This is a genomic window from Cohaesibacter haloalkalitolerans (genome assembly GCF_003574655.1).
GTDB classification, from domain to species: domain Bacteria; phylum Pseudomonadota; class Alphaproteobacteria; order Rhizobiales; family Cohaesibacteraceae; genus Cohaesibacter; species Cohaesibacter haloalkalitolerans.
Map to the genome: position 1 here is coordinate 645630 of NZ_QNUM01000003.1, position 26784 is coordinate 672413.

Below are 26784 nucleotides of genomic sequence, written 5' to 3' on the forward strand. Positions count from 1 at the left end.
GGTTTAGCGGATTTTGAGAGCAGCAAGCTGCGCTTGGGCAGCTTGGGTCCATTCTTCAAGCTGATCCTTGTTGGAGCGATGACGAAGCCCCATGCGGGCCAGCCGCTCAAAACGCCCGGACCCGACCGCACCAAAGCTATCGGCAACCCTCGGGAACCAGTAGTCCACGGATGCTGCGGCCTCTGAGCGTCCCTCTTCGGTTGCGCAGATTTCGACGAGCCCGACACGCCCCAGTTCCTTGTGCCGCGCCTCGACGGGGATGATGTCCCGGATCACATCGGCGAGCGGGATATAGGAAACCTGAGCCAGTTCCCTCAGTTGGATACCCGTTGCAAGCCCCATCAAGAGGTTCATCACGCAGGCATCCGTCCAGCTGATCAGCGGCGCGTGAAAGACGGACAGACGCATGTCTCCGCCCTGACGGCGCGGGTCGACTTTTGCGTCCCTCGGCTGACGGGTGGCCCAATCATGCGCCCGGTTATAGAGCGCCTTGTCGGTACCGAAGTCTTCCATGAGGTCGAGCACCTTCTCGGCACTGGCTGCCTTTTCCAGCACAATCCGGCTGGCGGCGATGCGCTGGGAAATTCCTGGAGCCCAGTTGATGGCATCGGCAAACCCGGCCGATCCGGCCAGCTCGCTATCCACAAAGGAAGACATCAGCCGCAACAGTTCGGCGCGATAGCGTGGCGGCACATTGTCCGGCGAGGACAGTTTGCCACCCCCGGCCAGATAGTCCTCGATGGACATGGTGTCAGCGTCATTCATCATAGCTCAGCACCACCTTGTCGGATACGGGAACACACTGGCACGAGAGCACATAGCCCGCCCGCACCTCGTAGTCCTCGAGTGCATGGTTGACGGCCATCTCGACCTCCCCTTCCAGAACGCGGGCACGACAGGTCGAACAGACCCCGGCCTTGCAGGAATAAGGCGCGTCCATATCATTGGCCACGGCGGCATCAAGGATCGAATTGCCGTCCTTGGGCATGGTGAAACTGCGGGTGGCACCATCAAGCGTCACGGATACCGCACAGCTGTTGCCGGTAACGGAGGTCTCTCTGGAAACCGCCGGTTTCACCGCCCTGCCGGGCTGGGAGGAGGCAAACAGCTCGAACTTGATCTGCTCGTCGGCAATACCATGCTTGCGCAGATTGTCGGCTATGGTCAGCATCAGCGCTTCCGGACCGCAGATGAAGGCCGCATCCACACTCTCTGCATCGATCCAGAGATCGAACAACGCATCGAGCTTATGGTCATCGATCCGTCCCGTGAAGAGGTCGATCTCCTGTCCTTCGCTCTTGAGGATATGGATCACCGACAAGCGGCCAAGATAGATATTCTTCAGGTCCTCGAGTTCCTCGCGGAACATGATGGAATGCATCTGCCGGTTGGCATAGACCAGCGTGAAGGTCGACTGGGGCTCGCGGGCCAGAATCGTCTTGATGATCGAGATCACCGGCGTGATGCCGGACCCGGCGGCAAAGCCGAGATAGGTCTTGGCAGTAGCCGGATCGATGGGGGTGAAGAAACGGCCCATTGGAGGCATGGCATCGATATGGTCGCCGACCTTGACCTCTTCATTGGCCCAGGTCGAGAAAGCCCCACCCTCGACGCGCTTGATCCCCACCTTGAGGCAGCCGTCATCAACGCCCGAGCAGATGGAATAGGAGCGGCGCAGCTCTTCTGCGCCAAACATCCGGCGGAAAGTCAGATATTGCCCTTGCGTGAAGGCAAAGGCCTCGGCGTCGGCCGGATCCGGTTTCAGGGTCAGGACCACAGCGTCGCGGGTCTCGCGTCGCACATCGGTCACTTCAAGCGGAGTAAATCGTGACATGGCAAGCCTCTCCTCTAAGGCTCAGATGCATTTGAAATAGTCAAAGGGCTCCAGACAGTCCTTGCAGCGCCAGGAGGCCTTGCAGGGGGTCGAACCAAACTGGCTGACCCGCTCGGTATGGGTAGATCCGCAGCGCGGGCATGCGACCACCAGATTGCCCTTGCCGGTCATGCGGCGGGCACGGGCAGCCATCACGCCACTGGCAGATGTTCCGTCAATCGGCGGCGCGATGCCAAAGGCGCGAAGCTTCTCGCGCGCCTCGGCGGTGATCCAGTCGCTGGTCCATGGCGGTGACAGGCGCCGTTCAAGCCTCAGCTTGTCCGTGCCCTTCGCGCGCAGCTTTTCCTCGATGGCGAGATCGATCACCGCAGTGGCCGGGCAACCCGAGTAGGTCGGAGTGACGGCAACAACGAGCGTGTCACCGTCATAATGCACCGACCGGACGATCCCCAGGTCCGTAATGGAGACAACGGGGATCTCCGGGTCAGGCACCTCGGCCAACCAGCGCCAGACGACGTCGACAGCCGGCAGCACCGCGGATGTGTTGAGGGTTGCTGCCATGGTTCTACCAACTGGCTCCCGGATAGGCCCTCTGCAGGAACTGCATTTCGGCCAGAATATAGCCAAGATGTTCGGTATGCCGCCCCAGATTGCCTCCCGTCTGGGCAAAGCCCACAGCCCCCGGCACATCAAGCGTAGCCTCGGCAAAGACCGACCGGACAGTTTCATCCCACTCCTTGCGCAAGTCGCAAGGTCTGGGTGCAATCTCTGCGGCCGCCATGGCGTCATCGACAGCGTCGGTCACGAACATCTCGTCCACATAGGGCCAAAGCTGTTCGACAGCGGCCTGCATGCGCCGATGGCTTTCCTCCGTTCCATCGCCAAGCCGGACGACCAGATCCGATGAGCGCTCCAGATGATAGCTGGCCTCCTTGACGGCCTTGGCAGCAATTTCGGCCACCCGTGGACTGGCCGATCGCGTCAACCATTCCAGCATCAGGTGATGGCGGGCATCGAACAGGAACTGCCGCATCAGCGTGAGTCCCATGTCCCCATTTGGCAGCTCGCATAGCAGAAGATTGCGGAATTGCAGCGCATCGCGCAAATAGGCCAATGCGTCCGCGTCCCTGCCCTTGTCTTCCACCTCACCGGCGAGCCCCAGCCACATCTGGGTGTGGCCGATGAGGTCCAGTGCCGTATTGGCCATGGCGATGTCTTCTTCCAGCGCGGGCGCATGTCCGCACCATTCCGACACCCTGTGCCCCAGAATGAGTGCATTGTCTCCCATCCGGCAGAGCCACGCAAAGAAGGCTGGCGCCAGTGCTGCATCGGCAACAAAGGCGTCTTCAACCGGGTTCGAAACATCTTGCTCGGTCGTTTTATTCATACCTTCCGCGCTCATCACATATGCCCCACTTCATCGGGAATATCGAAGAAAGTCGGGTGACGATAGGCCTTGGTCTCGGCCGGATCGAACAGTGGCCCCTTCTCGGACGGGCTTGATGCGGTGATGTCATTCGACTTCACCACCCAGATCGAAACGCCTTCCTTGCGACGGGTATAGACGTCACGGGCATGGTGGATCGCCATTTCGGCATCCGGCGCATGCAGGCTCCCCACATGGCGATGGTTCAGCCCGTGCTGCCCGCGAATGAAGACTTCCCACAATGGCCATTCTTTTCTAGACATGATTTTCCTCCCCAAATTTTCCGGTTACTCGGCTGCCGTCGTAGCCGCCATCCGGCGATGGGCGGCCTTTTCCGCGTGCGCATAAAGCCCTTCCCGGAACCATTCCCCATCGTCCCAGGCCTTGACGCGCGCACCCAGACGTTCACGGTTGCACGGGCCATTGCCCTTGATCACCTCGAAGAACTCCGACCAGTCCGGCTCGCTGAAGTCGTAACCGCCCTTCTCTTCATTCCACCTGAGGTTTTCGTCTGGAATGGAGAGCCCAAGATAATGGGCTTGCGGCACGGTCTGATCGACAAACTTCTGTCTCAGTTCATCGTTGGTGTTGATCTTGATCTTCCAGGCCATGGACTGGGCAGAATGAACGGACTCGGCATCGGAAGGACCGAACATCATCAGTGACGGATACCAGAAGCGGTTGAGCGCATCCTGCGCCATTTCCTTCTGCGCCGGAGTGCCTGCGGCCATCTTCATCATGATCGCGTAGCCCTGACGCTGGTGGAAACTCTCTTCCTTGCAGATGCGGATCATCGCCCGGCTATAGGGTCCGTAGGAGGTCCGCTGCAACGGCACCTGGTTCATGATCGCAGCGCCGTCAACCAGCCAGCCCACCGCTCCCATGTCGGCCCAATTCAGGGTGGGGTAGTTGAAGATCGAGCTATATTTCATGGCACCCGAGTGAAGCTTCTCCATCAGATCGTCGCGGCTGACACCAAGCGTTTCCGCCGCCGAATAGAGATAGAGCCCGTGCCCGGCCTCGTCCTGCACCTTGGCCAGCAGGATCGCCTTGCGTTCCAGTGTCGGTGCGCGGGTGATCCAGTTGCCTTCCGGCAGCTGACCGACGATTTCGGAATGGGCATGCTGTCCGATCTGGCGGATCAGCGTCTTGCGATAGCCTTCCGGCATCCATTCCTTGGGTTCGATCTTTTCGCCCCGGTCGATCCGGTCCTGAAAAGCCAGTTCTTCAGGCGACATCTCGTCCCGAGACTTCATTCCTTCCGACTTCACCATCTGAGCATACATGTCCGACCTCCTCTTCAGACGCGTTCCAGAATGATAGCGATGCCCTGCCCAACCCCGACGCACATGGTGCAAAGCGCATAACGCCCACCCGTGCGGTGGAGCTGGTAGGTGGCGTGCAGCACAAGCCGCGCGCCCGACATCCCCAGCGGATGACCCATGGCGATCGCGCCGCCATTGGCATTGATGTGAGCCCCGTCCTCGGGCAAACCGAGTTCGCGCAATACGGCGAGGGACTGCGCCGCGAAGGCTTCGTTGAGTTCGATAACATCCATCTGATCAAGCGACAGCCCGGCCCGCTCCAGAACCCGCCGGGTCGCAGGCACCGGCCCGATCCCCATCACCCGGGGGGGAACCCCTGCTGCTGCCATGGCGACAATGCGCGCCTTGGGCGTCAATCCATTGGCCTTAGCCGCCGCCTCGGAAGCAACAATCACGCCCGCTGCGCCGTCATTGACACCGGAGGCATTGCCCGCAGTGACCGTCAGCTCGGGTCCGTTCACACCGCGCAGCTTTGCCAACGTTTCAACGCTGGTGTCCGGCCGGGGATGCTCGTCGGTATCGATGATGATCGGATCTCCCTTGCGGCGAGGGATGGTGACCGGCACAATTTCATCGGCAAAGATCCCGGCCTTCTGGGCAACATCCCAGCGGCGCTGGCTTTCTGCGGCAAACCGATCCTGATCCGCGCGCGAAATGCCATAGTCGGCCGCCACATTGTCCGCCGTTTCCGGCATGCTGTGGGTACCATGAACCTTGTGCAATGCGGCATTCTTGAAACGCCAGCCGATGGTCGTGTCATACATTTCGGCATTGCGGGAAAAAGGGCTGATTGCCTTGGCCACCACGAACGGTGCACGGCTCATGCTCTCGACACCACCTGCCACCAGAATGTCGCCATCACCGGAGCGGATCGTTCTGGCCGCCAGCCCGATGGCATCCATGCCGGAGCCGCAAAGCCGATTGACCGTCGTTCCCGGAACCTCGACAGGCAAGCCAGCCAGCAGCACGGCCATACGGGCGACATTGCGATTATCCTCGCCCGCCTGATTGGCGCAGCCGAGGATCACGTCATCAACGCGCTCCCAGTCCATTTGCGGATTGCGCTCCAGCAGCGCCTTCAATGGAACTGCCGCCAGATCGTCTGCTCGCACCTCGGACAAGGCGCCCCCATATCGCCCGATCGGCGTCCGCACTGCGTCGCAAACAAAAGCTTCCGACATTCAAACCTCCCCCCTGAGATCTCGCATCGGCCTCATTAATTAACCGACCGTTCGTTCTACATTAAGGCAAGGAGACCATTGTGCGCAACAGCTTTCAAGCAGTCTTTCGGATGAGAAGGCCGCTCCGCTTACCCAACATTGGTATAAGAAAAATTCAACATGTTGAATGAATTGACATTTTCCAGTGGCGAGAACACAGTAGAAAATCCACATTCCCGCTATGGTCCACGCAGTTTCCACCCCCCGGACCAGCCATAGCAAGACGGGGCCAGCCGTCTTGAAAGGCGATAAACCAGACTTTTGGAAGGCGACAGCTTGGCTTTGGCCAGGCGACTTCGATTGAACGACCGGTCAATCATCGGAATCGCGTTATATCTAGCGGACTTCCCTAGCCAGCCTGCCCGCGAAACCAAGCAGGAGCACTCCGGAGACCGTGCGGAAGACGCGATACCGGCGCTGGGTCAGGAAGCGTCCACGCAACAGCGAGGCCAGTGTCGAATAGCTGAAGAGGGATCCGATTGAGATGGCACAGAAGGTTGAAACCAGAATGACCGCCTGCGGCAGGACTGGCCGACTGGCATCCATCACCTGCGGGAAAATCGCCACGAAGAACAGCACCGCCTTGGGATTGGATACCGCCAAGGTGAAGGCCTCGATAAAAAGCTGTCTTGCCAGCACCCCTCGACGCGCCTCGCCTGACAGGTCCAGCTCTTCCCGCACGAAGATCAGCTTCAGCCCGAGCCAGACCAGATAGCCGACACCCAACCAATGGAACAGGGTCCAGAGCAGTTCCGACGCCATGACGAATGTCGCCACCCCTCCGGCGCAGAAACCGCCAGCAACGGCCAGCCCGAGCGCATTGCCCAGAATGGTGGGAATGGTTTTTCTCAGTCCCAACTGGGTGGCTCTTCGGATGGTATTGAGAATGGCGGGACCCGGCGTGACGATATTGGTGGTGGCGATGGCAACGAAAGACAGCCAGACAATGAAATCCATTGGAAAATCCAGAAGATAAATCAGAAATGGGAAAACATCCTAGTTGCAACCGATTCCGATGTCCAGCAGTCCGCCAACACAACCAACGACGACACCAGTTCCCTTTGCTGGCTATTCCCGTTTGACAGGACCGGATGTTGCCGATAAACCCGGCCAACGGTTCCTGATTTGGACGATGCGCAGCGGCTGTGGCAGCTATGGCGCGGAAAGGGTCGACATGGCGATACTTCTCATTCACGCAGGCGGCACCATCGGCATGGTTGAGAGCGACGAGGGCTTTTCCCCGGCGCAAGGCGTGGTCGAGGATCATGTCAACCAGCAAGTGGCTGAAGGGCTCTTCCCGCCCATGGACATCGTGCGCCTTGATCCGCTGATCGACAGCGCCAACGCCACACCCCATGACTGGCACCGTATCGCCATCACAATTGCCGAAAACATGGAAGCCTATGACGGTTTCATCGTAGCCCATGGCACCGATACTCTCGCCTACACGGCGGCTGCCCTGACCTTTGCCCTCGAGGGTCTTGCCAAACCCGTCATCCTGACCGGGGCGATGCTGCCGATCGGGGTAGAAGGCTCGGACGGCCCGGAAAATCTCGCCGCTTCGGTCACTCATGTGCAGAAGGCCCCCGCCGGTGTCTGGGTCCAGTTTGCCGGCCGCCATCTGCATGGCTCGCGCGTTCGCAAGTCCCATTCCCGCCAGTTTGATGCCTTTGCTGCCGATCCGGGAGAATATCCGCCGCTGCGCTCTGGCCCGGCCTTTCGCCTGCATCAGCCGCGGCCCTGGAATATCGTTATTCTCGCCGTTGCGCCTGGCATGTCTGACAATGTCGCCCGCTACGCTGCCGAAACCTGTGACGGCATCGTCCTGCGCTGCTATGGCTCCGGCACCGTGCCCCATAGCGAGGGATTGGAACAGGCGCTGGCAACCGCATGGCAAAGGGGCTGTCCGGTATTTGCCGTCAGTCAGTGCCCGGAAGGCGGGCTGGCGCTCGGTACCTACGCCGCCGGTGCCGTACTCAAGAAATACAACGTCATCGACGGGCGCGACATCACCCTTGAAGCCGCCTATGCCAAGCTGGTGTTCATCCTCTCGCAGGAGGCCAATTTCGACCGTCAACGCCAGATGCTGCAGACGCCGTTGGCCGGTGAGATGCACACGGCCAGTTAAGAGGAACCCCTCGCCTCCCTTCACGCACGCCCCCCCCAAGGAAACAGCAAAGGCCGGAGAGCATCCCTCCGGCCTTTTTGTTCATCAGCAGTGTCGTTCCTGCTACGGCCTGTTACTTGGCGACCTTGGCCTTGATGGCGGCCACTTCATCAGCCTGCATCATACCGGTGGTTTCAATGGAACCATCCGCAATCTTCCAGAGGCGGAACGGGCCGGTGATATCGCCATACTGGTCGAAGCCAACCGGGCCGATGACGCCCTCATAGCGGATTTTCTCGCCCTTCTTGATCAGTTCCAGCGCCTTCTTGAATTCTTCCGGACCGGCATAAATCGGGGTCCCTTCAGTGCCGGTTACTTCGAAAATGGCATCCCGGATCTTGTCAGCCTTGGCTTCGCCTGCCTTGGCAATCGCCAGACCGACGATCGCACCAGCATCATAGGAGCGGTCGGCAGCCGGAGCATCCGGTGCGATACCACCAGAGACGGCAGCGAAATTGTCATAGAAATATTTGGTCGAAGCAGTCTCGTCGGTGCCCGAAGAGGTGCCATAAGCTTCGTTGAGATACTGCGCACCGACTGCCTTGATGAAGTCAGAGGAGTTCATGCCGTCATTGAGCAGGAATTTCTGCGGGCCGCCATTAGAGATCCAGGCGCGGGCGATGGTCGCTCCGTCAACCGGATAGCTGACGAGATAAAGCGCTTCCGGATCACCCGACAGCGCAGCGGTGGCTTCCGAGGAATAGTTGGCCTGCTTTTCGTTATAGGCCGTAATGGACGTGATTTCACCGCCGAGTGCCTCGAAGGTGGAAGAGAATTCACGCATCATGTTGACGCCGAAGTCATTGTTGACGTGAATGATGGCCAGCTTCTTGAGGCCCTTGTCGATGGCATACTGCGCCGCAGCCGTGCCCTGCAGGGCATCAGAGGTGATGGTGCGGAAGAAATAACCGCCCGTCTTGCCTTCCTTGCCCAGTTGGGTGAGCGTCGGGGAAGAGGAAGCCGGAGAAACCTGAACCACCTTGGCTGGTGCTGTCACCGAGGTGAGGATCGGCAGGGAAACCGAGGAGATGATGCCACCGATGACGACCGGCACATGCTTGATGTTGACCAACTGCGTTGCCTGATCGACGGCCACGTTGCCCTGGCTCTGGCTGTCACGGGTGTCGGCTTTCAGCGAACAGCCCAGCACACCGCCAGCATCGTTGATATCCTTGAAGGCCATTTCGACGGCCTTGGCACCAGCCTGACCGTAAACACCGGCAGGCCCTGTCAATTCCATGACCATGCCCACTTCGACATCGCACGCCATGGCGGGCAGCATGGTGCCCCCAAGACCCGCCAGAACGGCCAATGGTGCTAAACAAACTTTCTTCATTTCACGCTCCTGTAGGAAGGGGCCCTCAAGGGCCGATTGGCGAAGGCTTCAGCCTATTCTTTGTTGAGGTTGTATTTCATGATGGATCCGTGCCGCCCGAAACGGTCACGCTCCAATGTGTAGACGTCGCCCTCAAGCGGGGCCGACTGATCGAGAATGGCCTCGATCCGGGAAAGATCTTCCGGCGACAGCGTGACCGCGCCAATGCCCAGATTGGCATCGAGATGACTGCGGTTGCGCGCGCCAACGATGACGCCAGCCACATGGGGGCGGGTCAGAACGGCCGCCGAAGCGATGGTCGAGATGTCGGTTTCATGCCGGTCGGCGATGCTGCGCAGCGTCTGCAACAGCGACTGGAACAGCTCCCAGCCACCGAAATCCTCAATGATCAGCTTGTATTTGGTCAGAGACCGGTTCTCCAGCTCGCCCTGGGGTTCCGCCACGCCCAGCCAGCGATCGGAGAGGAAACCACCGGCCACCGTGCCATAGCACAGAAAATGGAAATCATGCGCGGTAGCAAGCGAGGCCATGTGCTTCTCCGGGCGGCGGTCCAGCAGCGAATATTGCAGCTGGATCGTTGCCAGCGGCAACCCTTCGGCCTTCATGGTGGTGACGTGATCGCTGTCGAAATTGGTGCAGCTGAGGAACCTGAGGCGGCCTTCCTGCTGGAACTCATGCAGCCAATGCATCGCCTCAAGCCAGTCTCCCAGCTCATAGTCCCACCAGTGGAATTGCACCAGATCGAGCCGTTCTACGCCCAGACGGACGCGCGAGCGATCAATGGTTTCCTGCAACTGCACGCGCGTCAGACTGGAAAGCTTGTCGAGATCGGGCACACATTTGGTATGGACATGAATGGCATCCAGCGCCTCGGCCCCATACCTGTCGCCATAGACCTTGCGAAAATCGCCGATAATCTCTTCGACGCCGGTATAAATATCGGCGCAGTCGAAGGTGATGATCCCGGCCTCTGCCGTGGCCAGCAAATCATCGACGGCGGCCTTTTTGTCAATGGCACCATGACCACCGGCCAACTGCCAGCCACCGCGGATCACACGCGATATCTCATAGTCCGGCGTCAGGCTGTATCTTGGAACTCGGGTCATTTCAGGTCTCGCTTTCTGGCGCCTTGGGCGCATCAAGCGGCACGGCTGTTGTCTCCGCATGACTGAAGGTGCGCTTGCGGGTGCGCGTGATCCGGAATCGCGTGCTGCAATTTGGATCAGGGCAGGCAACCTCGGCGTCGGTGCTCATCCAGTCGTTGGGGTGCGTGTCGCGTTGCTTGGCTGGCAAGAGAGGCAGAAGCGCCGCCAGCGAATAGATGGAAAATCCCTGTCCGGGAGGCATGTGGATCATCTCGCCACGTAGTTCGAAATAGTCACCGACCTTGGCACCGCAATAGATCGGCCCTCCTTCGGGTGCCACGACTTCCACGCGGAGATCCCACAATTCAAAGCTGTCAGTCATCGCCCTCTCCTTCGGCTATGTCGCTGCGCAACAGGTTGAAGGACTGGGTGATATCGGCATGCAGTGCCTCGACGGCCGCCTCGGCATCGCCAGCAGCAAGCGCCTCAATGAGGGCCCAGTGATGATGCACAGCGGTCAGGGAGGGATTGCGCCCATAGACAAGCGCTGAAGCGCGCACGAAAGGCCCAGACTGCATCCAAAGGCTGCGCACGATCGGCAACAGCACATCCGACCCGGCCATGCCATAGACGGTAAAATGAAACTGATAATTGAGCCCGGAGGTTACACTGACCTGCTCATCATCGAGCGGTTTCTGGAAAGCGGCCTCGCAGGCGGCGGTCATGTCGCGCAGGCTCTGCAATGTGACAGCATCGGTTTTCGGAGTGGCCAGCCGCACCAGCTCGCCCTCGATGAGGCAACGGACCCGGGCAAGGTCTTCCAGCCTATCAGGCGTGATCAGCGGCACGCGAGTCGACCGGTTGGGCATCATTTCGAGTGCCTGTTCCGAGACCAGTCGCGCCAGCGCCTCACGCACCGGCATGATGGAAACCTGCAGCGTGTCAGCCAGCGCCTGCATCCGCAGCACCTGACCGGCCGCAAAGACGCCATGCATCAGCGACCGGGCAAGTTCCTGATAAACCCGTTCTTGCAAGGATTCCCGTGCAATGGACCCCAGTCCCGGTATCGCCTTGTCATCGCCTGCCTGATCTGCCTTCAGCAAGTTTTTCATGATTTGGCTGCGTCTCCCACTCTCAGAAAATGACATTCCCACCTGTATGGGGCTTTTTCTGTTGCTCTCTCTTTTTTTGCTTGCAAAAGCGGCTTGTGTCAATAATCTTTGATCAAAGATAAAAGATATAAACCCGTCCGGACCAAACCTCGCGATCACATGCCGGACAGGAAGCATCTGGGGATGTGATGACGCAGACCATGGAAGGCCGACAAAGCGCGCAAGACGCACGGTCATCGGATGAAGAGCCAATTTTGAAAGCCCGGTCTCTCAGCCGCAGCTTTCAGGGCTTCAAGGCAGTGGATGATTTGTCCCTTGATCTCCACGAAGGTGAAATCATGGGCCTCATTGGACCCAACGGCGCAGGCAAGACCACCATGTTCAACATGCTGGCCGGGTCCCTGCTCCCTACATCGGGCACAATCCATCTCAAGGGGCAGGATATCAGCCGCGAAGGAGCCGAGAAGAGGCTGAGACGCGGCCTTGGCCGGACCTTTCAGATCCCCCGCCCCTTTCCCGAAATGACCGTGCTTGAAAATGTGCTCTGCGGCGCCCAGGGCCAGTCTGGCGAGAAAGCCATCAGTGCCTTCTTCCGCCCTGCCAGAAGTCGCCGCGATGAAGCACTGGCACTCGAAAAGGCCCGCCATCTGACGGACTTCCTGATGCTCTCCCATCTGGAGAACGAGAAGGCCCGCGTGCTTTCCGGCGGACAGCGCAAACTGCTGGAGTTGGCACGCATCCTGATGGCCGATCCCAAGGTCATCCTGCTTGATGAACCGGCGGCAGGCGTCAATCCGACCCTTCTTCAGGATATCATGGCCCGCATCGTCACCCTCAATGAGCAGGGTGTGACCATCCTGCTCATTGAGCACAATATGGACATGGTGGCGCGGCTGTGTTCCCGGGTCATGGTGATGGCCCTTGGCCAGAAGCTGGCCGAAGGCGCCCCCGATGTGGTCATCCGCGACCCCGAAGTTGTCCGCGCCTATCTGGGAGATGCCGCATGACGCCGGACATTCTCAGACTCAAGACCCTTCACGCCGGTTACCAGCCCGACCTGCCGATCATCAACGGCATCGACCTCACGGTTCGGCAGGGCGAGTTCGTTGTGCTGCTGGGGCCGAATGGCGCTGGCAAGTCGACACTGGTCAAGGCGATTGCCGGGTTGGTGCCAATCCACTCGGGGCTGGTGTTCCTCAAGGAAGAGAACATCACCCATCTGCCAGCCCACATGAAGCTGCACAGTGGCATGACCTTCGTGCCGCAGACGGAAAACATCTTCACCCAGATGAGCATCCGCGAAAATCTGCAGATCTCGGCCCAGATCCTGCCCAAGCAGCTACGCGCAGAGCGCATCGAGGCGATGTTTGCCATGTTCCCGGATCTCGCCAAACGACCGTCTACACGCGCAGGCGCCCTTTCGGGTGGCCAGCGACAGATGCTGGCTGTCGCCCGCGCCCTCATCACCGACCCCAAGCTGCTGATCCTTGACGAACCATCCGCCGGTCTCTCCCCGATGCTGGTCGATGAAGTCTTTGCGCGGATCAGCATGATCAACCAGACCGGCATCACCATCCTGCTGGTCGAGCAGAATGTCCGCGTCGGGCTCAATGTTGCGTCCCGCGGGGTGATCCTCGTTGAGGGCAAGGTCGCCCATGACGCCCCCTCGGACGAGCTCAAGGGCGATCCGGTGGTCGCCGAGCTTTATCTGGGCGGTGGTTCCGAGGAGACAGCGCAATGACCCTGCAACCGCTCATGGACGGCCTCGTCAACGGCTCGATCATCGGCCTTGGTGCCATTGGCGTCACGCTCACCTATTCCATCCTGCGCTTTGCCAACTTCGCCCATGGAGAGCTTCTGTCTTGGGGGGCCTATCTGGCCCTCACGGTCAGTGCCGCGCTCGGTGCGCTGTTGCCCGGCCTTGGCACCCCGATCGGCCCCTTCTCCTTTGGCTGGTCGGTGCCCATCGCCATGATCGCCTCGATGTTCCTCACCGGCCTTGTTGCCCTGACGGTCGACTGGCTGTTGTTCGGGCGACTGCGCAATGCCGGATCGGCCCAGATCATTCTGGTGATGTCGTCTTTCGGTGCCGCCCTTGCGCTGCGCAACCTGCTCGAATTCATCTACACCTCAAGCCCTGCCTATTTCACGACGGCGCTGCAGATTTCGCGGCCCGTCCTGCCCGGCCTGCGCGCCACACCGGACCAGTTGCTTGTGCTGGTGCTGGCAGTGGTCATGGTGGTCGCGGTCCACCTGCTACTGACCCGGTCCGCTGCAGGCCGCTCCATGCGGGCGGTGTCGGAAAACCCGGCGCTTGCCAGCCTTGCCGGGATCGACACGCGGGCCGTCATCCGCATGGTCTGGATGCTCGGGGCGGCGCTGGCTGCCGTCGGAGGCATCATGTCCGGTGTTGTCGTCCAGATCCGCCCGACCATGGGGCTCGACCTGCTGCTGCCACTGTTTGCCGCCTCCATCCTCGGCGGCATCGGTTCTGTCCCCGGTGCCATGCTGGCCGGGCTGATGGTGGGACTGGCCGAGGCCTTCACCGTGCAGATCATCGGGGCTGAATGGCGGGCTGCAGTTTCCTTCGTCATCCTCGTTGCCATGCTGCTGTTGCGGCCACAGGGCATCTTCGGAAAGGCTGCGGCATGATCGACCTTCTCTCCTACGGCGCCTTTTTCCTCACCATGGCCCTGACTTACGCGGTGATCTGTCTCGGCCTTAATCTGCAATGGGGCCAGACCGGCCTGTTCAATGTCGGCGTTGCCGGTTTTGTCGCCGTCGGGGCCTATGTTTCCTCGATCCTGACAACGCCCGCAATCGACGGACGGCTGGGCGGTTTCGATCTGCCGATTGTCATCGGCTGGCTTGGCGGCGGGCTGGGCGCAGGTTTCCTGTGTTTTCTGCTTGGTGCTCTCACCCTGCGTCTGCGATCCGACTATCTGGCCATCGCCACCTTCGGTGCGGCGGTTGTCATTCAGCTCGCCCTGCTCAATCTGGAAGGCATCACCGGCGGTCCCTTCGGCATCGGCTTCATTCCCCGCCCCTTCGGCACCCTTGCCGAACAGCCCGGCCTGTTCGCGGCGGCCAATCTTGCGGTTTTGATCGTGCTGGTGCTGGTCTGCTATCTCGCCTTGCAGCACCTGACGCGCTCTCCCTGGGGGCGTGTTCTGCGGGCCTTGCGCGAAGACGAGGAAGCCGCCAAGGCGCTGGGCAAGGATCCCGTCACCTATCGCCTGCAGGCCTTCGCCATTGGCGGCTTCGTCATGGGGCTTGGTGGCGCGGCGCAGGCCCATTTCATCGGCTTCATCGCGCCGGACAATTATCTGCCGACTCTCACCTTTCAGGTCTGGACCATGCTGATTGTCGGCGGTTCGGGCAACATGCGCGGCGCCATCCTCGGCGCGATACTGGTGTGGGCAATCTGGGCTCTGTCCGGCAGCCTCGTTGCCAGCGTCTTCCCGCCCGACCAGCAGGCCCGCGCAGCCTCCCTGCAAATCGTACTGATCGGCGTTGCGCTCTGCCTTGTACTGCTGTTGCGCCCCTACGGAATTCTGGGCGAGGCAGGCACCCTGCGCGCGCCCCTGCGGCGAGCCCTTCGCCGCACTCCCAATTCTCTCTCTGAAGGACAAAAGACAAATGTCTGACACACCTGATCGCATCGATCTCGCCCCCGGGCTCAACATTTCCCGCCTCGTCTGCGGCTTGTGGCAGGTTGCCGATCTGGAAAAGGACGGAGACCTGCTCGACCCGGCAGACACCGCCCCACGCCTTGCCGCCTATGCCGATGCCGGTTTTGACAGCTTCGACATGGCCGACCATTATGGGTCGGCAGAGCTGATCACCGGTGCCCTGCTGGCCGACAGCCCCAAGGACACGCCGATCCGTGCCTTCACCAAATGGTGTCCGGAGCCCGGCCCCATGACGCCGGAAGTCGTCCGCGCCGGTGTGCAGGAACGCCTTGACCGTCTCGGCGTGGCAAAGGTCGATCTGTTGCAGTTCCACTGGTGGAGCTTTGAAGACCCGCGTTGGCTTGACGCCATGCATGAGCTGGAAAAGCTGCGCGATGAAGGGCTCATCAATGCTATCGGGGTTACCAACTTCGATGCGGCCCATCTGGCGCTGGCACTTGAGGAAGGCATCAAGATCGTTTCCAACCAGATCAGCTTCTCCCTTGTCGACCGTCGCGCAGCAGGGCCGCTCTCCGCGCTCTGCGCCAAGTATGACATCAAGCTGCTGGCCTACGGCACCCTCTGCGGCGGCTTCATCTCCGAGAAGTGGCTGGGCAAACCGGAGCCGGTTGAGATCGCCGACTGGAGCCGGATGAAATACAAGCGCTTCATCGACACCGCCGGTGGCTGGGACGCCTTCCAGGCACTTCTGGCGGCGGCTGATGCGATCGCCAGAAAACACTGTGTTTCGCTTTCCAACGTCGCCAGCCGCTGGGTGCTGGAACATCCCTCGGTCGCAGCAACCATCATCGGGGCTCGCATTACAGAGGCCGAACATCGGGCCAGCAACCTCAATGTCTTCAAGTTCGCCCTCGATGCTGAAGACCATGCCGCCCTTGATGCCGCCTTTGCCGGGATGACACCCGTCCCGGGTGACTGTGGCGACGAATATCGCAAGCCCCCCTTCCTGACGGCGTCGGGCGACCTTTCCCACCATCTCTCCTCCATCGCACCGGTCAACCCCTCCGTGCCAGACCCGAAGCTTGATGATCGCGCCCGCGTTTTCTCCGGCTCCAAATGGGAACCTCTGGCGGGATATTGCCGCGCCATCCGCGTTGGGGATCGCATTCTCGTTTCCGGCACAACAGCAACGCACGGTGCCGACCATGTCGTCGCGCCAAACGATGCCGCCTCCCAGACAACCTATATTCTGGACAAGATCATAGGCGCCATCCGGGCCCATGGTGCCGGACCGGAGCATGTGGTACGGACCCGCATTTATCTCGTTGATGTGGAAGACTGTGAAGCCGTATCCGTTGCCCATGGCCGCTTCTTCTCTGAAGTCTGCCCGGCCAACACCCTGTTGCAGGTGGCAAAGCTTGTCGGCCCTTACCGGGTGGAAATCGAAGCGGAAGCCGTGCTACCGCCATCAAAAGCCTGATTGGGCCAGTAAGACCCGGCTCCGAGCAACGGTTGCAGCATCGAACACAACAAAGCCGCCCGTCCCCGACAGGCGGCTTTGTCTTGAATGGCAAGCATCAAACCTTTTGGCTCATCTTATCAGAAACGCGGTTCGGCGCGCTTGATGATCCGAGGCTGACCCGACTGGATCCTGACAATGTCGTACAGCCGTTCCGTTCGACCGTCGCTCAGGAAACGGAACGAGCCGGTGGTTCCCTTGAACCCGGAGGGAGTTTCCAGCTTCTCTCGCGTCATTCCCTTTTTGCCGTTTGCCCTTGCCAGCTGCGTCGCCATGGCGATGACGTCGTAGCCATAGGCCGCGTCCTGAGTGAAAGGTACACCGAATGTCGTCTGATAACGCGAGGATATGAGAGACGTCGCGCTCGTATCTGCTCGCGCCATGACTGCGCCATTGAGCTTGTCCGTACCGTAAGACGCCAGATCACTGCTGATAATGAACATTTCGGATTTCAGACTGCCCGTCGACAAGAATTCTGCGGCGCTAGCAGCGGCATGAGGCCCAACATCTGCAAAGATCACGGCATCGGCGCTCTTCAGCACCTTGAGATTCTGCTTGATCACATCACGACCGCGCTGCCCGGACCTCGTTGCAATCTCAAAAAGGCCAAACTCCTCCTCAGAGGACAATTGCTTCAGGGCATCATGGAATGCCTGCGACTGCTGGTCAGGCACAACGGCTACGAGCCTCCGGTCACCACTCAACAGAGCAAAATCCACTCCGGCAACAAGGCTGGTCATGGCGGATGGCAGAAAGGCATATTGACCAGCTGGCGCTGACCTCGAAAGAGAGACGACCGGAACCTTGCTCCGCTGCAAGGCGCCATCGACTGCCGCCACGGTCTCAGAGCTGGCAACCAGATTGATGGTGCCGTTGCGCACTTCCTTTTCGATTGTCCTGGAAAGTGCCCCGTCGACCTTGTTGGCAGGCACAATCTGCAAGGTCAGGGCCGCCTCACCGAGATCCGTCATAGCCAGCACGGCACCGTTCCGGAAACCGACAGACCGGCTGTCCGACCCCAGAAGCATCAGGATCTTGGCATTGCCGGAACCGAAGCTCTCAACCGCCAGATTGTTCGGATATTCGGCTGTCTCGGCGCTTTCAATCTGATTGAGACCGACACTCTGGCAGGAAACCGTAACGACAGACAAAGCCAGCAGCATCAATGGAAACCAGAATTTCTTTGACATTTTGAGCAGTCCTTCAGGTGTCATTACGGTTGCTTGTGAGACAGTGCACGTGCATTCTGGACTGTTTTTGCCTTTAGGCAAACCGGGTAAAACGGCCCACAAACCCGTTCGCCCGCCGCTAGAATTTCAATTCGCCGCGCGGCAGAAGGTAACAGACCAGAACCAACCCTTCATCCTTGGGCATAACGATGGCGTTGATCCGACCTTTGACGCGCCGATTGTTGATGCTCAATGTCATGCCGACATTGACAGGGCTGTTGCCGCCCAGTTTCAGCTCTTCCACCAGCTTTTCGATCCGCCGGTCCAGCAGCAATTGCAAATTGGACGCGACCTGTCTGAGATCCAGCATGTCGAAGGCACGGGAAATAAAGGTCAGGAACGGCTGGTTGAAGGCATGGATTCGACGGTCCTTGAACAGCGTGAAGGCTGGTGTCGGACAGGCAAATAGCAGATTTCTGATCACCCGGTCAGAGGTTGATGTTTGCGACAGGTGAACCTGATCAAGGGTCCAGTTCATGCAAAGCACACGCAGGGTGGAGGTCAGGTTCTTGCTGTCCTCGACACTGTCCTCGGCCTCTTCCACCAGCTGGTGCAAGGGAATTTTGCGTTGCTTGGAAATCATGTCAAGCGTCAGCCAGAACGCCTGTTCGAGCCGGATCCCGCGGCGGCCGTTTTTTGTTCGGATAGCTCGAAATTTCGGTGTCGATGCCGGATCCTGATTGACCAGTTCTTTTGGTTCCAATGTGTTCCCCCCTTAACGCATCATCATCGTTCAGTCATCGCGACCTGTCTGGCTTTGTTGATCGGCTTCAATAGATAGTTGAGGATCGACTTTCGTCCGGTGATGATGTCGACGGTGCAGATCATGCCGGGCGAAATATTGAACGTTTTGCTGTCCTTTTCCAAAAACGACTTGTCTGTCTTGAGAAGCACCTGAAAATAGGGAGCCCCCGAGGTCGGATCGACCAGACTGTCGGCGGTCACGGTTTCAACCGCACCGGAAAGACCGCCATAAATGGAGAAGTCATAAGCGGAGATCTTGACCAGCGCCTTCTGACCGCTCTGGACAAAGGCGACGTCATTCGGCGAAATCCGCGCTTCCACCAACAACTCCTGCGAGGTAGGGACGACTTCTGCCACGACGGTTCCAGACTGGACAAACGCTCCGATGGTATTGATGGCGAGCGAGTTCACGATCCCGTCGACCGGAGAGCGGATATCCGTTCTGGCAACGCGATCCTGCCCACCGCGTGCAGTTTCCTCAAGCACGGCCAGCGAGGCCAGCGTCTGGGTCTTCTCGTTGAGAGCTTCCTTCTGCGCCTGCAGGCTGAGCTCATTGACCTGAAGGGACGCTTCCTCGATGGCACCCTTGATGCGCTCGACAGAAGCCCGCGCCACTTGCAGTTTGCCTTCGCTTTCATTGAGATGCCGCTCGACCCGCAAAAAATCCGTTTTGGCAGCCAACCGGCTTTCGACCAGCGGCTTCAGCAGGTCGCGCTCCTGTTTGGCGAGCTCGACATCGCCCTGCAATTGCTCAATGCTGGCAAGGGTTTCGTCCAGTTCCTTCTCGCGCTGGATTTTCCGCTGTTGCAGCACTTCCAACGTGTTGGTGAAATTGTCCTTGCGCGCCCGCAGCAGCCTCTCCTCATTCTCGCAGATCTGCAGAGATGTGGAGCGGACCGTTTCAGGGCAGGTAAACGCCGTATCGAACAGACCGGTTTGCTCCGCCTCAAGTCGCGCCAGCTTGGCTTCAAGCGCCAGCTTTTGCGCCATCGTCTCCCCCAGACTGGAGCTCATTGTCGTATCGTCTAGCCGCGCAATCAGAGAGCCCTTTTTCACGAACTGGCCGACCTTGACATTGATAAGGTCGACAACGCCGGTCTCGGCTGCCTGGACAATCTGGGTCTTGGACGCGGGAATGACCTTGCCAGCACCGCGAGTGATTTCGTCCACCTCGGCGAAATAGGCCCAGACCACGGCAGTGACGAGCAAAAGCACAATCGAAACCGAAATGGCCTTGGCGCGAATATAGCTTTGATCTGTTGCTTTTATTCCCACGAAACGGGCTCCCTGACGAAGGTCTCTATTGCTTGTTCTGCGTTCTGGCGACCAGTGCACTCATGACTTTGTCTTTCGGACCGTCAGCGATGACTCTGCCCTGATCAAGGACGATCAGACGGTCAACAAGATCGAGCAGAGCGTATCGGTGCGTCGAGATGATCAGCGTTGTCTCACGGTCGAATGCCTGCGACAGCGTCTGCATCATCAGCTTCTCCGAGGCAGTATCCATGGCGCCGGTCGGCTCATCGAGATAGACAATCTTGGATTTGGCCAACAGCAGACGTGCCAGGGCAACGGCCTGCTTCTGCCCGCCGGACAACCGCTCGCCGCGTTCACCCACCGGCATGTCATAGCCGCGAGGATGCAGGGACGCGAAAGCATCGACGCCGGTCTTCTTGCAGATCTCGACGATGTCCTCATCGGTCGCATCAGGATTGGCAAGCAGCAGGTTATATTTCAGCGTTCCGGAAAACAGATCGGCATTCTGCCCGGCGAAGGAGACCGCCTTGCGCACCTCCTGCGGGTGATACTGGCGCATCTCGATGCCATCCAGCAGCAAGGTGCCCTTGGTTGGCATGTAAAGACCCGCAATCAGCTTGCCCAGGGTGGTCTTGCCCGATCCGATCTTGCCAATCACGCCGATCCGCTCGCCAGCCTTGATAGACAGATTGAGATCGGACAGAACCGCATTGTCCGTATTGGGATAGGCGAAGCTGACTTTCTTGAAGTTCAGATTGCCCTTGTCGATCACACGATTGACGAAGCCTATGCTCTGCGGTCTATCCTCGGGCTGCTCCATGATGCGGTCGAGAATCTTCAGTGACAGGAGCGCCTGACGGAACCTGGCGATCGTCATGGTTATCTGGGTGAGTGGCGAAATCGCACGCCCCGACAGCATGACCACGGCAACGATGCCACCGGTCGTTATGTCGCCGGCCGCGTTGAGATAGGCCCCACCGATAACAATGAAGACGGAGACGAGCTGCGAGACAAGCTGTGTTGCAACCACAGCGCCGGACGAGATCTTCTTGATTTCCTCTGACGTCTGGGAAGAGTTGGACGTCAACTCACGCCATTTGCGCAAGAAGGACGTCTCTGCCCGCAGGCTCTTCACCGTTTCGATCGTAGAGACCGTCTCGACCAGCATCGCATTGCGCTGGGCCGCCTCGTTCGAGGCTCTGGCCATTCTCTTTCCAATCCGGCCCTGAGCGATGAGCCCGATGACGATGGCCAGAATGAAGGCCAAGGCAGGCACCACCACGAGAACACCGGACAGGAAGAAAATGACCAGCAGGAAGATGAAAACAAAGCAGAAATCGATCAGCACACTGATCGTATTGGACGTAAAGAACTCGCGCACGAATTCATACTGATTGACCCGGTTGGTAAATTCCCCGGTCGCTTGCGGACGCAGCGCCAGCTGGGTGTTGAGCACCTTCTCGAAAATGAGATACGAGATCTTTTCATCTGCCTTGCGCCCGACATGATCGATAATGACCGATCGCTGAACCTTAAGGATATAGTCGAAGATCAGCGCAAGCATCACGCCCGTCGCCAGAACCCAGAGTGTCGATACCGCCTGATTGGGCAGAATCCTGTCATAGACATTCATGATGAATATGGGCGAGACCAACCCGATCAGGTTGATGAACAGAGCGGCCATGGCAACATAGATATAGTTCTGCCACAGCTTGGCGATGGTCCCCCTCAACCAGTGCGCCTTTTCCAGAACCTCCCCCTCGCCAAGCGTCTTTCGCTCTGTGGAATTGGAGTAGTGCACGGAAAACGAGATAAACCGTGTGCCGGTAAGTGCCTTGAAATGCTCAAAGGTCAGACCTTTGGATTCCGGCAATGATCCGGAAATGGCAAAGCGGCCGCTTTCGAGCCTTTCAACAATTACAAACGGCGGGAAGTTGTCCGACAACACCATGAAGGGTGGCTCGGGATGGTCCTCATTGAACAGTGAGCGCCCCCGGATGGTTACATCCAGGCCAATTCTGGCAGCGACATGCTCAAAGTCGTCATCGCTCGGATTTTCGAAATCGATAGGGAGCCCGGAAAACAGAACGGTCTCAGAAGTCGGCCGATCAAAAAAGCGCGCAATATCCTGAAACGCAATGATCAGGGCATGCCTTTTCGAGTGACTTTGGAATTCTACGCGCTCGCTTGCCGCGAGGTGACTCTGATCCATACGCAACACACTCCCCTACCGTCAGGATACACTCCTCCCGTACGCCAACCACACAAATCAACACAACATACTGATATCATTAAATAATCAGTCTCTGCGGATGGGGCTGAGGATATCGAGAGGGAAGTCGTTCACCTGACGTGACGGAGCCCGTTTGTACTCTTTGCGTGTCTCATTGCGTCGGCTCTTGAACTCATCCCGCGCATAGGCCTCGCTCTGGGCAGGGGCGGCTAGATCAAGGGTGTTCAGCAATTGACCTGTTGCAGCGAGCAACCGGTATTCGGCAAAGCGTGAAGCATAGACCGCTGTCTTGGACAACACGTCGACATTGAACCGGGTGTTCTGTGCATCGAGAACATCGAGCAAGGATCTCTGGCCAATATCAAACTGCTTGCGATAGGAACCGACCAGACGATTGTTCTCGTTGGCCTGACTACGATAGATCTGCGCCAGATTGTTCTGACGAATGCGACGATCCCAGGAGGTCCGAACAGCCTCCTCGACGTCACGATGAGCCTGGCTCCGGATCATCCGCTGCTCACCGGAGCGGCGAATTTGCTCGCGTTCATTGGCCAGCTTGATCCCGCCGCGATAGAGATTCCAGCGAGCGACGACACGGGCCTGAAAATCCGTGGTTCTGCCATCGGCACCGTCCAGATCATGCCCGGTGCGCGCCCGACCTTCAAAGACTACCTCAGGCAGAAAGTCTGCCTTTGCTGCATCCACAAGCGAGTCGGCTGCATCAACATCAGCATTTGCAACCGAGATCCGCGGGTTGCTGCGCAGGCCAAGATCAATGGCTTCATTCAGCGACTTGGGCAGGGCATAGGCAACGGACTTTGGCATTTGCGGACGCGCGATGGACGTTCCGACCAGCTTTCTGAACTGGATATCGGCTGCGGCGAGAGCTTCTTTTGCCTGTTCCACCTTGGCTCGAGCTGCATAGATGCGCTCGGAAACCTGCTGGCGGTCGGCTTCCGTAAGCGTACCGTTCTGAATGCTCTTGGAAATGCTCGAGGCGATGCTCTGGTGGACCCGCAGGTTTTCGTTGGACTGAGCGACGATTTCAGCCTGCAGCATATACTCCAGATACTCACGAACAATTTGCAGACCTACGCTTTCAGAGCGCTCAAGCACGCGGAAGGATGCACTGTCAACGCGAGACGCCTGACGATCAATCTCGGCGCGAGTACGCCCGCCATCGTAAAGCTTCTGAGTGAGAACGAGGCTGACTTCCGAAGGATAAAGCGGATCGTTGTCAAGGCCGGAGGAGCGGCGAGACGGATTGTCCAGAGACCGGGCTCCTGAACTGGCTTCCAGATCAACCGACGGCAAATACAGGCCCTTAGCCTGCCGAAGCTCGAACTCGATCGCTTCCCTGCTCTCCATCGACTCGCCAATTGTCGGGTTCGAAGTGAGAGCTGTTGAAATGGCCTCCTTCAATGAAATCGCTTCGGATGAAGAGGTCGCCATCAAAAGCATCGCCAAACTGGCTATTCCGGAAGAGAGAACCAGACGAGGTCCCTTACTGCGCATATACTTCATTCGTTTTTGATCCCCATCCGGCAGACGCCAGTCCCGTACTGCCTTCAAACATATAAATATAACAATACTATTCCATGGGGAGAGCTGTAAAGCCAAGAAGAAGGTCGCGCCGTACCTTGGTAAAATTACCGACACGCATGACCATATCGTGCAATTTTAAATAAACTTTTGAAATAATTTAATTATTGGAATTTAGACCATCGAGATTCTGATCGTTTAATTCAACCACAAAGTGAGAAGAATCATCCCGCTCATAGATGTTGATAACGTACAGAATCCCGAAAAATTGGTAAACATCGGGAGTTTGCACCTAAATATTCCGAAAGAAACAGAAATATTCAACTACCAATTTAGAGATGAGTCTATCACATGGTCCCTTCGCCTGGGAAGACATCACTGAAACCGACGCGGTTGGCAAGTCGCGCAGTGCCTCTTTGTCCCGTACCAACCGGAAGCGCATGGATCCAGGAATTGTTTTCACTGAAGGAGAACAGCGGACGATAGTGTGCCAAGGCCTTGTCGCTGAGAATGGTGTTTCGGATATTGTCGAGGATGTAGGTCCCTTTCGTCGTGCTGACAGCAAGAACCGCGTGATACAGATCCCGGCTTTCATCCTTGAGCACGACAAGCGACATGCTCTTTGTCGGCACTCCGAGTTCCTTCAGTATCGCCATTTTGAGAATGGCATAATCCTCACAATCCCCCTTGCCGATCGACGCAGTCTGCCCGGCACTCGCCCAGTAGTCAAAGCGACTGTAAAGCTGCCGGTCAGAAACATAGGCAATCGAGGTATTCACTGCGCGATTGACCGCGCGCAACTTGTTGGCGAAGGATTCACCCTGCAGGCCGGAAACAAGACGGGAGAGGCTTCTCTCGGACGGAGAGCATCTCTGGGCACTGCATCTTCGCTGCAGACCGACAGCCTGCTCGCCCTTGACCCGCATCCACTGCGACTTGCTGGCCAGACTGGAAAAGGCAATCGCCGTGGACCCGAAGATCCCGTGATCAATGCCAGTCTTCGTCTTGCGAACAGACCCGGTATGGACAGAACGGTCGATCCCAGATGCATAAGCGAGTTTCTGCATTGGCACGGTGTACACTTGCCGGCTGGGCTGATAGGCTGCAAACCATGGAGAGCATGTGATATTGTCTTTGCAGACGGGTTTCGAGTAGCCATTGGCCGCAATATCATACATCGCAAAGGTATCGAGTTCGAACGCATTTGCGGTAGCCCCCAAGGGAGCAAGAGACAGGCCCGCTCCAAGAATAACGGCTTTGATGTTTGAAAAAATTGCCATGATCGCCTCGGCTTTTGTTTTTCAAAACGATAACCGAGGCGGATAAAGTTTCGTTTAACTAAAGTAGTTACCGTTCCATCAAAGTTTTCACTAAATTTATTCTTAAATTCCATCGCGCTCGAAATCTATGCATAACCCTTTATGCCAGCAACTCATCAAAGTGTACTAGTTTAGTCGTATTTGCATAAACTTGTATGCTTATTAGTTAATAAATCGTTGCCGACCGCTTCATCCGCATAAATACTTCCCCCAACAGTCAGTTGCAGGCCACAGGTTTGTCCAAAATCCGGCTTGGTCTTGAGAGAGGGTAGTGAGATGAGTATTCGTGACGACAGTTCTTACACATTCCGTAATCTGGAAGATCATAACGAGGAAGCCCAGAGCACACAGGAAGTCGCCAGCCTCCGCCTGGCCCAGACAGCTCTAGAGCCGGACAACGCCCAGATCACAAATGATGTCCTGCCTTCGGATGCAGAACCTGCCGCCGGACCGCAAGCACCACAGCCCCAACAGCCGGCAGAGACTGGCATTCTGACAGCCAATGCCAACAATGAAGTCACCCTGCCGGAAGGCACGTCTCTCGAAAAGATCGAAATCTCCGGACAGGACCTGCTCATCACCCAGCAGGATGGAACGGTCCTTACGATCAAGGATGCCGTTCTCAATGTGCCGACCTTCATTCTCGGAAGCGTCCAAATCCCGCCGGACACCCTGATCGCAGCATTCCAGTCTAACAATATCAACGTTGCCGCCGGACCGAATGGCAATCTTGTTGCCTCGAACGCTGGCTCCAACAGCTCCGGCAACAACTTTGCTGGCAACGTTCCCGACATCGGCGACGCCGGCCCCGTCATTGATCTTTTGCCTTACACCGACCTGCAATTCCCAACTCTTGAAGAGGTCGAAATCATCCCGTCTGAAGATGTTGACAATCCAATTGCCATATCAGCCACCTCTATCACCGAGATCAGCGAGCTTTCCAATGAAGGCGGCCTCGACATTTCTGGTGCTCAGACGGACTATGGCAGCGATGAGGATGCAGATCCAACCAACAACCTGACCAACAGTGAAACATCAGGAACCGGCTCTATCACCATTGATGCCCCTGATGGCATCGGCAGCATCGCGATCAATGGAACGATCATCACCGGCGTGGGTCAGACCATCGCAGGCACCAATGGCTATATCACCATTCTGACCTTCGATACCGCGACAGGGCAAATCACCTATAACTACACGCTCATCCTGCATACCGAACACCCCCTGACCTCCGACGTCGTAACGGAAGAATTCACGGTACAGGCAACCGATTCCAACGGCGACACGGCATCGACAACTTTTTCCGTTGGCATTCTTGACGACACTCCGACCATCACCCGCAATGCCACCGCCGTCCCGACCCTGGTCACCGACGACAGCGCCCTGGCCTCCGGCAATCTGGATACCGGCGCCGAGCAGACAACCGACAGCGCCGACTTCTCCTCCCTGTTCGACAGCGTCTTTGGCGCCGATGGCGGCAAGGATGATGACGATGATGGCGTCGCCGACAGTGATGCCGTCCGCTATCAGATGGCCATCTCGACCTCCGCATCCGGCCTCGTCGACAGCCTCACAGGCGAAGCGGTCACCCTCAGCATCAATGCCGCAGGGACCCTCATCACCGGCGCATCCGCAACCGGTGGCACCGTCTTCACCATCAGCCTCGATCCCGACACCGGCACCATAACCCAGACCCAGATCCGCGCCGTCGAGCATGACGACCCGGCCGATCCGTCCGAGGCAACCGCACCATCCGTCCTCTCCGGCGTCTCCATCACATTGACCGCCACCGTCGAGGATGGCG

The 26784-nt window shown here is 58.3% G+C and carries 25 protein-coding genes; 7 read left to right on the plus strand and 18 right to left on the minus strand.

The features are described 5' to 3' along the window. Window positions 1-3: 3 nt before the first annotated feature. The 8 genes from DSL70_RS10510 to DSL70_RS10545 all read right to left on the minus strand — a co-directional run bounded on the left by DSL70_RS10510 (window position 4) and on the right by DSL70_RS10545 (window position 6762). Window positions 4-765 (minus strand): Phenylacetic acid catabolic protein, encoded by a 762-nt coding sequence (locus DSL70_RS10510; protein WP_205563229.1) that lies wholly within the window; start codon window positions 763-765, stop codon window positions 4-6. Then, window positions 758-1834, minus strand: coding sequence for a 1,2-phenylacetyl-CoA epoxidase subunit PaaE (paaE, locus tag DSL70_RS10515; RefSeq protein WP_119307832.1), 1077 nt, complete (start codon window positions 1832-1834; stop codon window positions 758-760). Before paaE ends, DSL70_RS10510 begins: the two co-directional genes overlap by 8 nt. A gap of 21 nt (window positions 1835-1855) precedes the next feature. Next, window positions 1856-2395 carry a 1,2-phenylacetyl-CoA epoxidase subunit PaaD gene (gene paaD / locus DSL70_RS10520; protein WP_119307833.1) on the minus strand — a complete coding sequence of 180 codons (540 nt, stop codon included), beginning with the start codon at window positions 2393-2395 and terminating at the stop codon, window positions 1856-1858. Window positions 2396-2399: 4 nt separating this feature from the next. Further along, window positions 2400-3122 (minus strand): 1,2-phenylacetyl-CoA epoxidase subunit PaaC, encoded by a 723-nt coding sequence (gene paaC, locus DSL70_RS10525; RefSeq protein WP_245418178.1) that lies wholly within the window; start codon window positions 3120-3122, stop codon window positions 2400-2402. A 113-nt stretch (window positions 3123-3235) separates the two neighbouring features. After that, window positions 3236-3523, minus strand: coding sequence for a 1,2-phenylacetyl-CoA epoxidase subunit PaaB (paaB, locus tag DSL70_RS10530; protein WP_119307835.1), 288 nt, complete (start codon window positions 3521-3523; stop codon window positions 3236-3238). Window positions 3524-3547: 24 nt separating this feature from the next. Further along, window positions 3548-4546, minus strand: a complete 999-nt coding sequence (paaA, locus tag DSL70_RS10535; protein ID WP_119307836.1) for a 1,2-phenylacetyl-CoA epoxidase subunit PaaA — start codon at window positions 4544-4546, stop codon at window positions 3548-3550. Window positions 4547-4560: 14 nt separating this feature from the next. Then, window positions 4561-5766 (minus strand): 3-oxoadipyl-CoA thiolase, encoded by a 1206-nt coding sequence (pcaF, locus tag DSL70_RS10540; RefSeq protein WP_119307837.1) that lies wholly within the window; start codon window positions 5764-5766, stop codon window positions 4561-4563. A gap of 375 nt (window positions 5767-6141) precedes the next feature. Further along, complete coding sequence (locus DSL70_RS10545; RefSeq protein ID WP_205563216.1) at window positions 6142-6762, minus strand: LysE family translocator; 621 nt, start codon at window positions 6760-6762, stop codon at window positions 6142-6144. 217 nt (window positions 6763-6979) lie between these two features. Between DSL70_RS10545 and DSL70_RS10550 the strand changes: the two genes are divergently transcribed. Then, window positions 6980-7933, plus strand: a complete 954-nt coding sequence (locus DSL70_RS10550) for an asparaginase (protein ID WP_119307921.1) — start codon at window positions 6980-6982, stop codon at window positions 7931-7933. A gap of 112 nt (window positions 7934-8045) precedes the next feature. On the opposite strand, the gene DSL70_RS10555 is transcribed toward DSL70_RS10550, so the two are convergent. From DSL70_RS10555 to DSL70_RS10570, 4 genes are read right to left on the minus strand one after another with little or no spacing between them, the layout of a single operon-like run. Further along, on the minus strand, window positions 8046-9308 hold the full coding sequence (locus tag DSL70_RS10555; protein WP_119307839.1) for an ABC transporter substrate-binding protein: 1263 nt from the start codon (window positions 9306-9308) through the stop codon (window positions 8046-8048). Window positions 9309-9361: 53 nt separating this feature from the next. Next, entirely contained in the window at window positions 9362-10414 is a 1053-nt protein-coding gene (locus tag DSL70_RS10560; RefSeq protein ID WP_119307840.1) for an aldo/keto reductase, read from the minus strand. Window position 10415: 1 nt separating this feature from the next. Continuing rightward, entirely contained in the window at window positions 10416-10775 is a 360-nt protein-coding gene (locus tag DSL70_RS10565; protein WP_119307841.1) for a TIGR04076 family protein, read from the minus strand. Then, on the minus strand, window positions 10768-11505 hold the full coding sequence (locus DSL70_RS10570; RefSeq protein ID WP_162916555.1) for a GntR family transcriptional regulator: 738 nt from the start codon (window positions 11503-11505) through the stop codon (window positions 10768-10770). Before DSL70_RS10570 ends, DSL70_RS10565 begins: the two co-directional genes overlap by 8 nt. 188 nt (window positions 11506-11693) lie before the next feature. On the opposite strand from DSL70_RS10570, the gene DSL70_RS10575 reads away from it, so the two are divergent. Genes DSL70_RS10575 through DSL70_RS10595 form a run of 5 tightly spaced genes read left to right on the plus strand, consistent with a single transcriptional unit; the run spans window position 11694 to window position 16617 of the window. Then, the gene (locus DSL70_RS10575) at window positions 11694-12512 is read left to right on the plus strand and encodes an ABC transporter ATP-binding protein (RefSeq protein WP_245418156.1); all 819 of its coding nucleotides are present in this window, start codon (window positions 11694-11696) and stop codon (window positions 12510-12512) included. Then, entirely contained in the window at window positions 12509-13246 is a 738-nt protein-coding gene (locus tag DSL70_RS10580) for an ABC transporter ATP-binding protein (protein WP_119307842.1), read from the plus strand. The genes DSL70_RS10575 and DSL70_RS10580 overlap by 4 nt, the downstream gene beginning before the upstream one ends. Continuing rightward, window positions 13243-14157, plus strand: a complete 915-nt coding sequence (locus DSL70_RS10585; RefSeq protein ID WP_119307843.1) for a branched-chain amino acid ABC transporter permease — start codon at window positions 13243-13245, stop codon at window positions 14155-14157. The genes DSL70_RS10580 and DSL70_RS10585 overlap by 4 nt, the downstream gene beginning before the upstream one ends. Then, the gene (locus DSL70_RS10590) at window positions 14154-15152 is read left to right on the plus strand and encodes a branched-chain amino acid ABC transporter permease (protein WP_119307844.1); all 999 of its coding nucleotides are present in this window, start codon (window positions 14154-14156) and stop codon (window positions 15150-15152) included. The genes DSL70_RS10585 and DSL70_RS10590 overlap by 4 nt, the downstream gene beginning before the upstream one ends. Next, entirely contained in the window at window positions 15145-16617 is a 1473-nt protein-coding gene (locus DSL70_RS10595) for an aldo/keto reductase (RefSeq protein ID WP_119307845.1), read from the plus strand. The genes DSL70_RS10590 and DSL70_RS10595 overlap by 8 nt, the downstream gene beginning before the upstream one ends. 119 nt (window positions 16618-16736) lie before the next feature. Here DSL70_RS10595 and DSL70_RS10600 read toward each other — a convergent pair whose 3' ends face one another. The 6 genes from DSL70_RS10600 to DSL70_RS10625 form a co-directional block, all read right to left on the minus strand. Continuing rightward, entirely contained in the window at window positions 16737-17846 is a 1110-nt protein-coding gene (locus DSL70_RS10600; protein ID WP_162916557.1) for a type 1 periplasmic-binding domain-containing protein, read from the minus strand. A 118-nt stretch (window positions 17847-17964) separates the two neighbouring features. Continuing rightward, window positions 17965-18588: a ribbon-helix-helix domain-containing protein gene (locus tag DSL70_RS10605; protein ID WP_119307847.1), complete on the minus strand. Its 624-nt coding sequence runs from the start codon at window positions 18586-18588 to the stop codon at window positions 17965-17967. 23 nt (window positions 18589-18611) lie between these two features. Further along, on the minus strand, window positions 18612-19904 hold the full coding sequence (locus tag DSL70_RS10610; RefSeq protein WP_245418157.1) for an HlyD family type I secretion periplasmic adaptor subunit: 1293 nt from the start codon (window positions 19902-19904) through the stop codon (window positions 18612-18614). A gap of 25 nt (window positions 19905-19929) precedes the next feature. Next, complete coding sequence (locus DSL70_RS10615; RefSeq protein ID WP_119307848.1) at window positions 19930-22098, minus strand: type I secretion system permease/ATPase; 2169 nt, start codon at window positions 22096-22098, stop codon at window positions 19930-19932. 87 nt (window positions 22099-22185) lie between these two features. Continuing rightward, window positions 22186-23571: a TolC family outer membrane protein gene (locus DSL70_RS10620; protein WP_425359352.1), complete on the minus strand. Its 1386-nt coding sequence runs from the start codon at window positions 23569-23571 to the stop codon at window positions 22186-22188. A gap of 437 nt (window positions 23572-24008) precedes the next feature. Continuing rightward, entirely contained in the window at window positions 24009-24941 is a 933-nt protein-coding gene (locus tag DSL70_RS10625) for a transglutaminase-like cysteine peptidase (RefSeq protein ID WP_119307850.1), read from the minus strand. Window positions 24942-25256: 315 nt separating this feature from the next. Here DSL70_RS10625 and DSL70_RS10630 point away from each other — a divergent pair. After that, on the plus strand, window positions 25257-26784 hold a 1528-nt coding region (locus tag DSL70_RS10630; RefSeq protein ID WP_245418158.1), incomplete at its 3' end, for a DUF5801 repeats-in-toxin domain-containing protein.

Bases quoted from the DNA above. Each gene is read 5' to 3' on its own strand.
- DSL70_RS10615 (WP_119307848.1), bottom strand. From the start codon at position 22,098: ATGGATCAGAGTCACCTCGCGGCAAGCGAGCGCGTAGAATTCCAAAGT.
- paaB (WP_119307835.1), bottom strand. From the start codon at position 3,523: ATGTCTAGAAAAGAATGGCCATTGTGGGAAGTCTTCATTCGCGGGCAG.
- DSL70_RS10555 (WP_119307839.1), bottom strand. From the start codon at position 9,308: ATGAAGAAAGTTTGTTTAGCACCATTGGCCGTTCTGGCGGGTCTTGGG.
- DSL70_RS10550 (WP_119307921.1), top strand. From the start codon at position 6,980: ATGGCGATACTTCTCATTCACGCAGGCGGCACCATCGGCATGGTTGAG.
- DSL70_RS10620 (WP_425359352.1), bottom strand. From the start codon at position 23,571: ATGGCGACCTCTTCATCCGAAGCGATTTCATTGAAGGAGGCCATTTCA.
- DSL70_RS10510 (WP_205563229.1), bottom strand. From the start codon at position 765: ATGAATGACGCTGACACCATGTCCATCGAGGACTATCTGGCCGGGGGT.
- DSL70_RS10575 (WP_245418156.1), top strand. From the start codon at position 11,694: ATGACGCAGACCATGGAAGGCCGACAAAGCGCGCAAGACGCACGGTCA.
- DSL70_RS10585 (WP_119307843.1), top strand. From the start codon at position 13,243: ATGACCCTGCAACCGCTCATGGACGGCCTCGTCAACGGCTCGATCATC.
- DSL70_RS10565 (WP_119307841.1), bottom strand. From the start codon at position 10,775: ATGACTGACAGCTTTGAATTGTGGGATCTCCGCGTGGAAGTCGTGGCA.
- DSL70_RS10570 (WP_162916555.1), bottom strand. From the start codon at position 11,505: ATGAAAAACTTGCTGAAGGCAGATCAGGCAGGCGATGACAAGGCGATA.
- pcaF (WP_119307837.1), bottom strand. From the start codon at position 5,766: ATGTCGGAAGCTTTTGTTTGCGACGCAGTGCGGACGCCGATCGGGCGA.
- paaD (WP_119307833.1), bottom strand. From the start codon at position 2,395: ATGGCAGCAACCCTCAACACATCCGCGGTGCTGCCGGCTGTCGACGTC.
- DSL70_RS10560 (WP_119307840.1), bottom strand. From the start codon at position 10,414: ATGACCCGAGTTCCAAGATACAGCCTGACGCCGGACTATGAGATATCG.
- paaE (WP_119307832.1), bottom strand. From the start codon at position 1,834: ATGTCACGATTTACTCCGCTTGAAGTGACCGATGTGCGACGCGAGACC.
- DSL70_RS10595 (WP_119307845.1), top strand. From the start codon at position 15,145: ATGTCTGACACACCTGATCGCATCGATCTCGCCCCCGGGCTCAACATT.
- DSL70_RS10545 (WP_205563216.1), bottom strand. From the start codon at position 6,762: ATGGATTTCATTGTCTGGCTGTCTTTCGTTGCCATCGCCACCACCAAT.
- DSL70_RS10590 (WP_119307844.1), top strand. From the start codon at position 14,154: ATGATCGACCTTCTCTCCTACGGCGCCTTTTTCCTCACCATGGCCCTG.
- paaA (WP_119307836.1), bottom strand. From the start codon at position 4,546: ATGTATGCTCAGATGGTGAAGTCGGAAGGAATGAAGTCTCGGGACGAG.
- DSL70_RS10580 (WP_119307842.1), top strand. From the start codon at position 12,509: ATGACGCCGGACATTCTCAGACTCAAGACCCTTCACGCCGGTTACCAG.
- paaC (WP_245418178.1), bottom strand. From the start codon at position 3,122: ATGGGAGACAATGCACTCATTCTGGGGCACAGGGTGTCGGAATGGTGC.
- DSL70_RS10600 (WP_162916557.1), bottom strand. From the start codon at position 17,846: ATGTCAAAGAAATTCTGGTTTCCATTGATGCTGCTGGCTTTGTCTGTC.
- DSL70_RS10625 (WP_119307850.1), bottom strand. From the start codon at position 24,941: ATGGCAATTTTTTCAAACATCAAAGCCGTTATTCTTGGAGCGGGCCTG.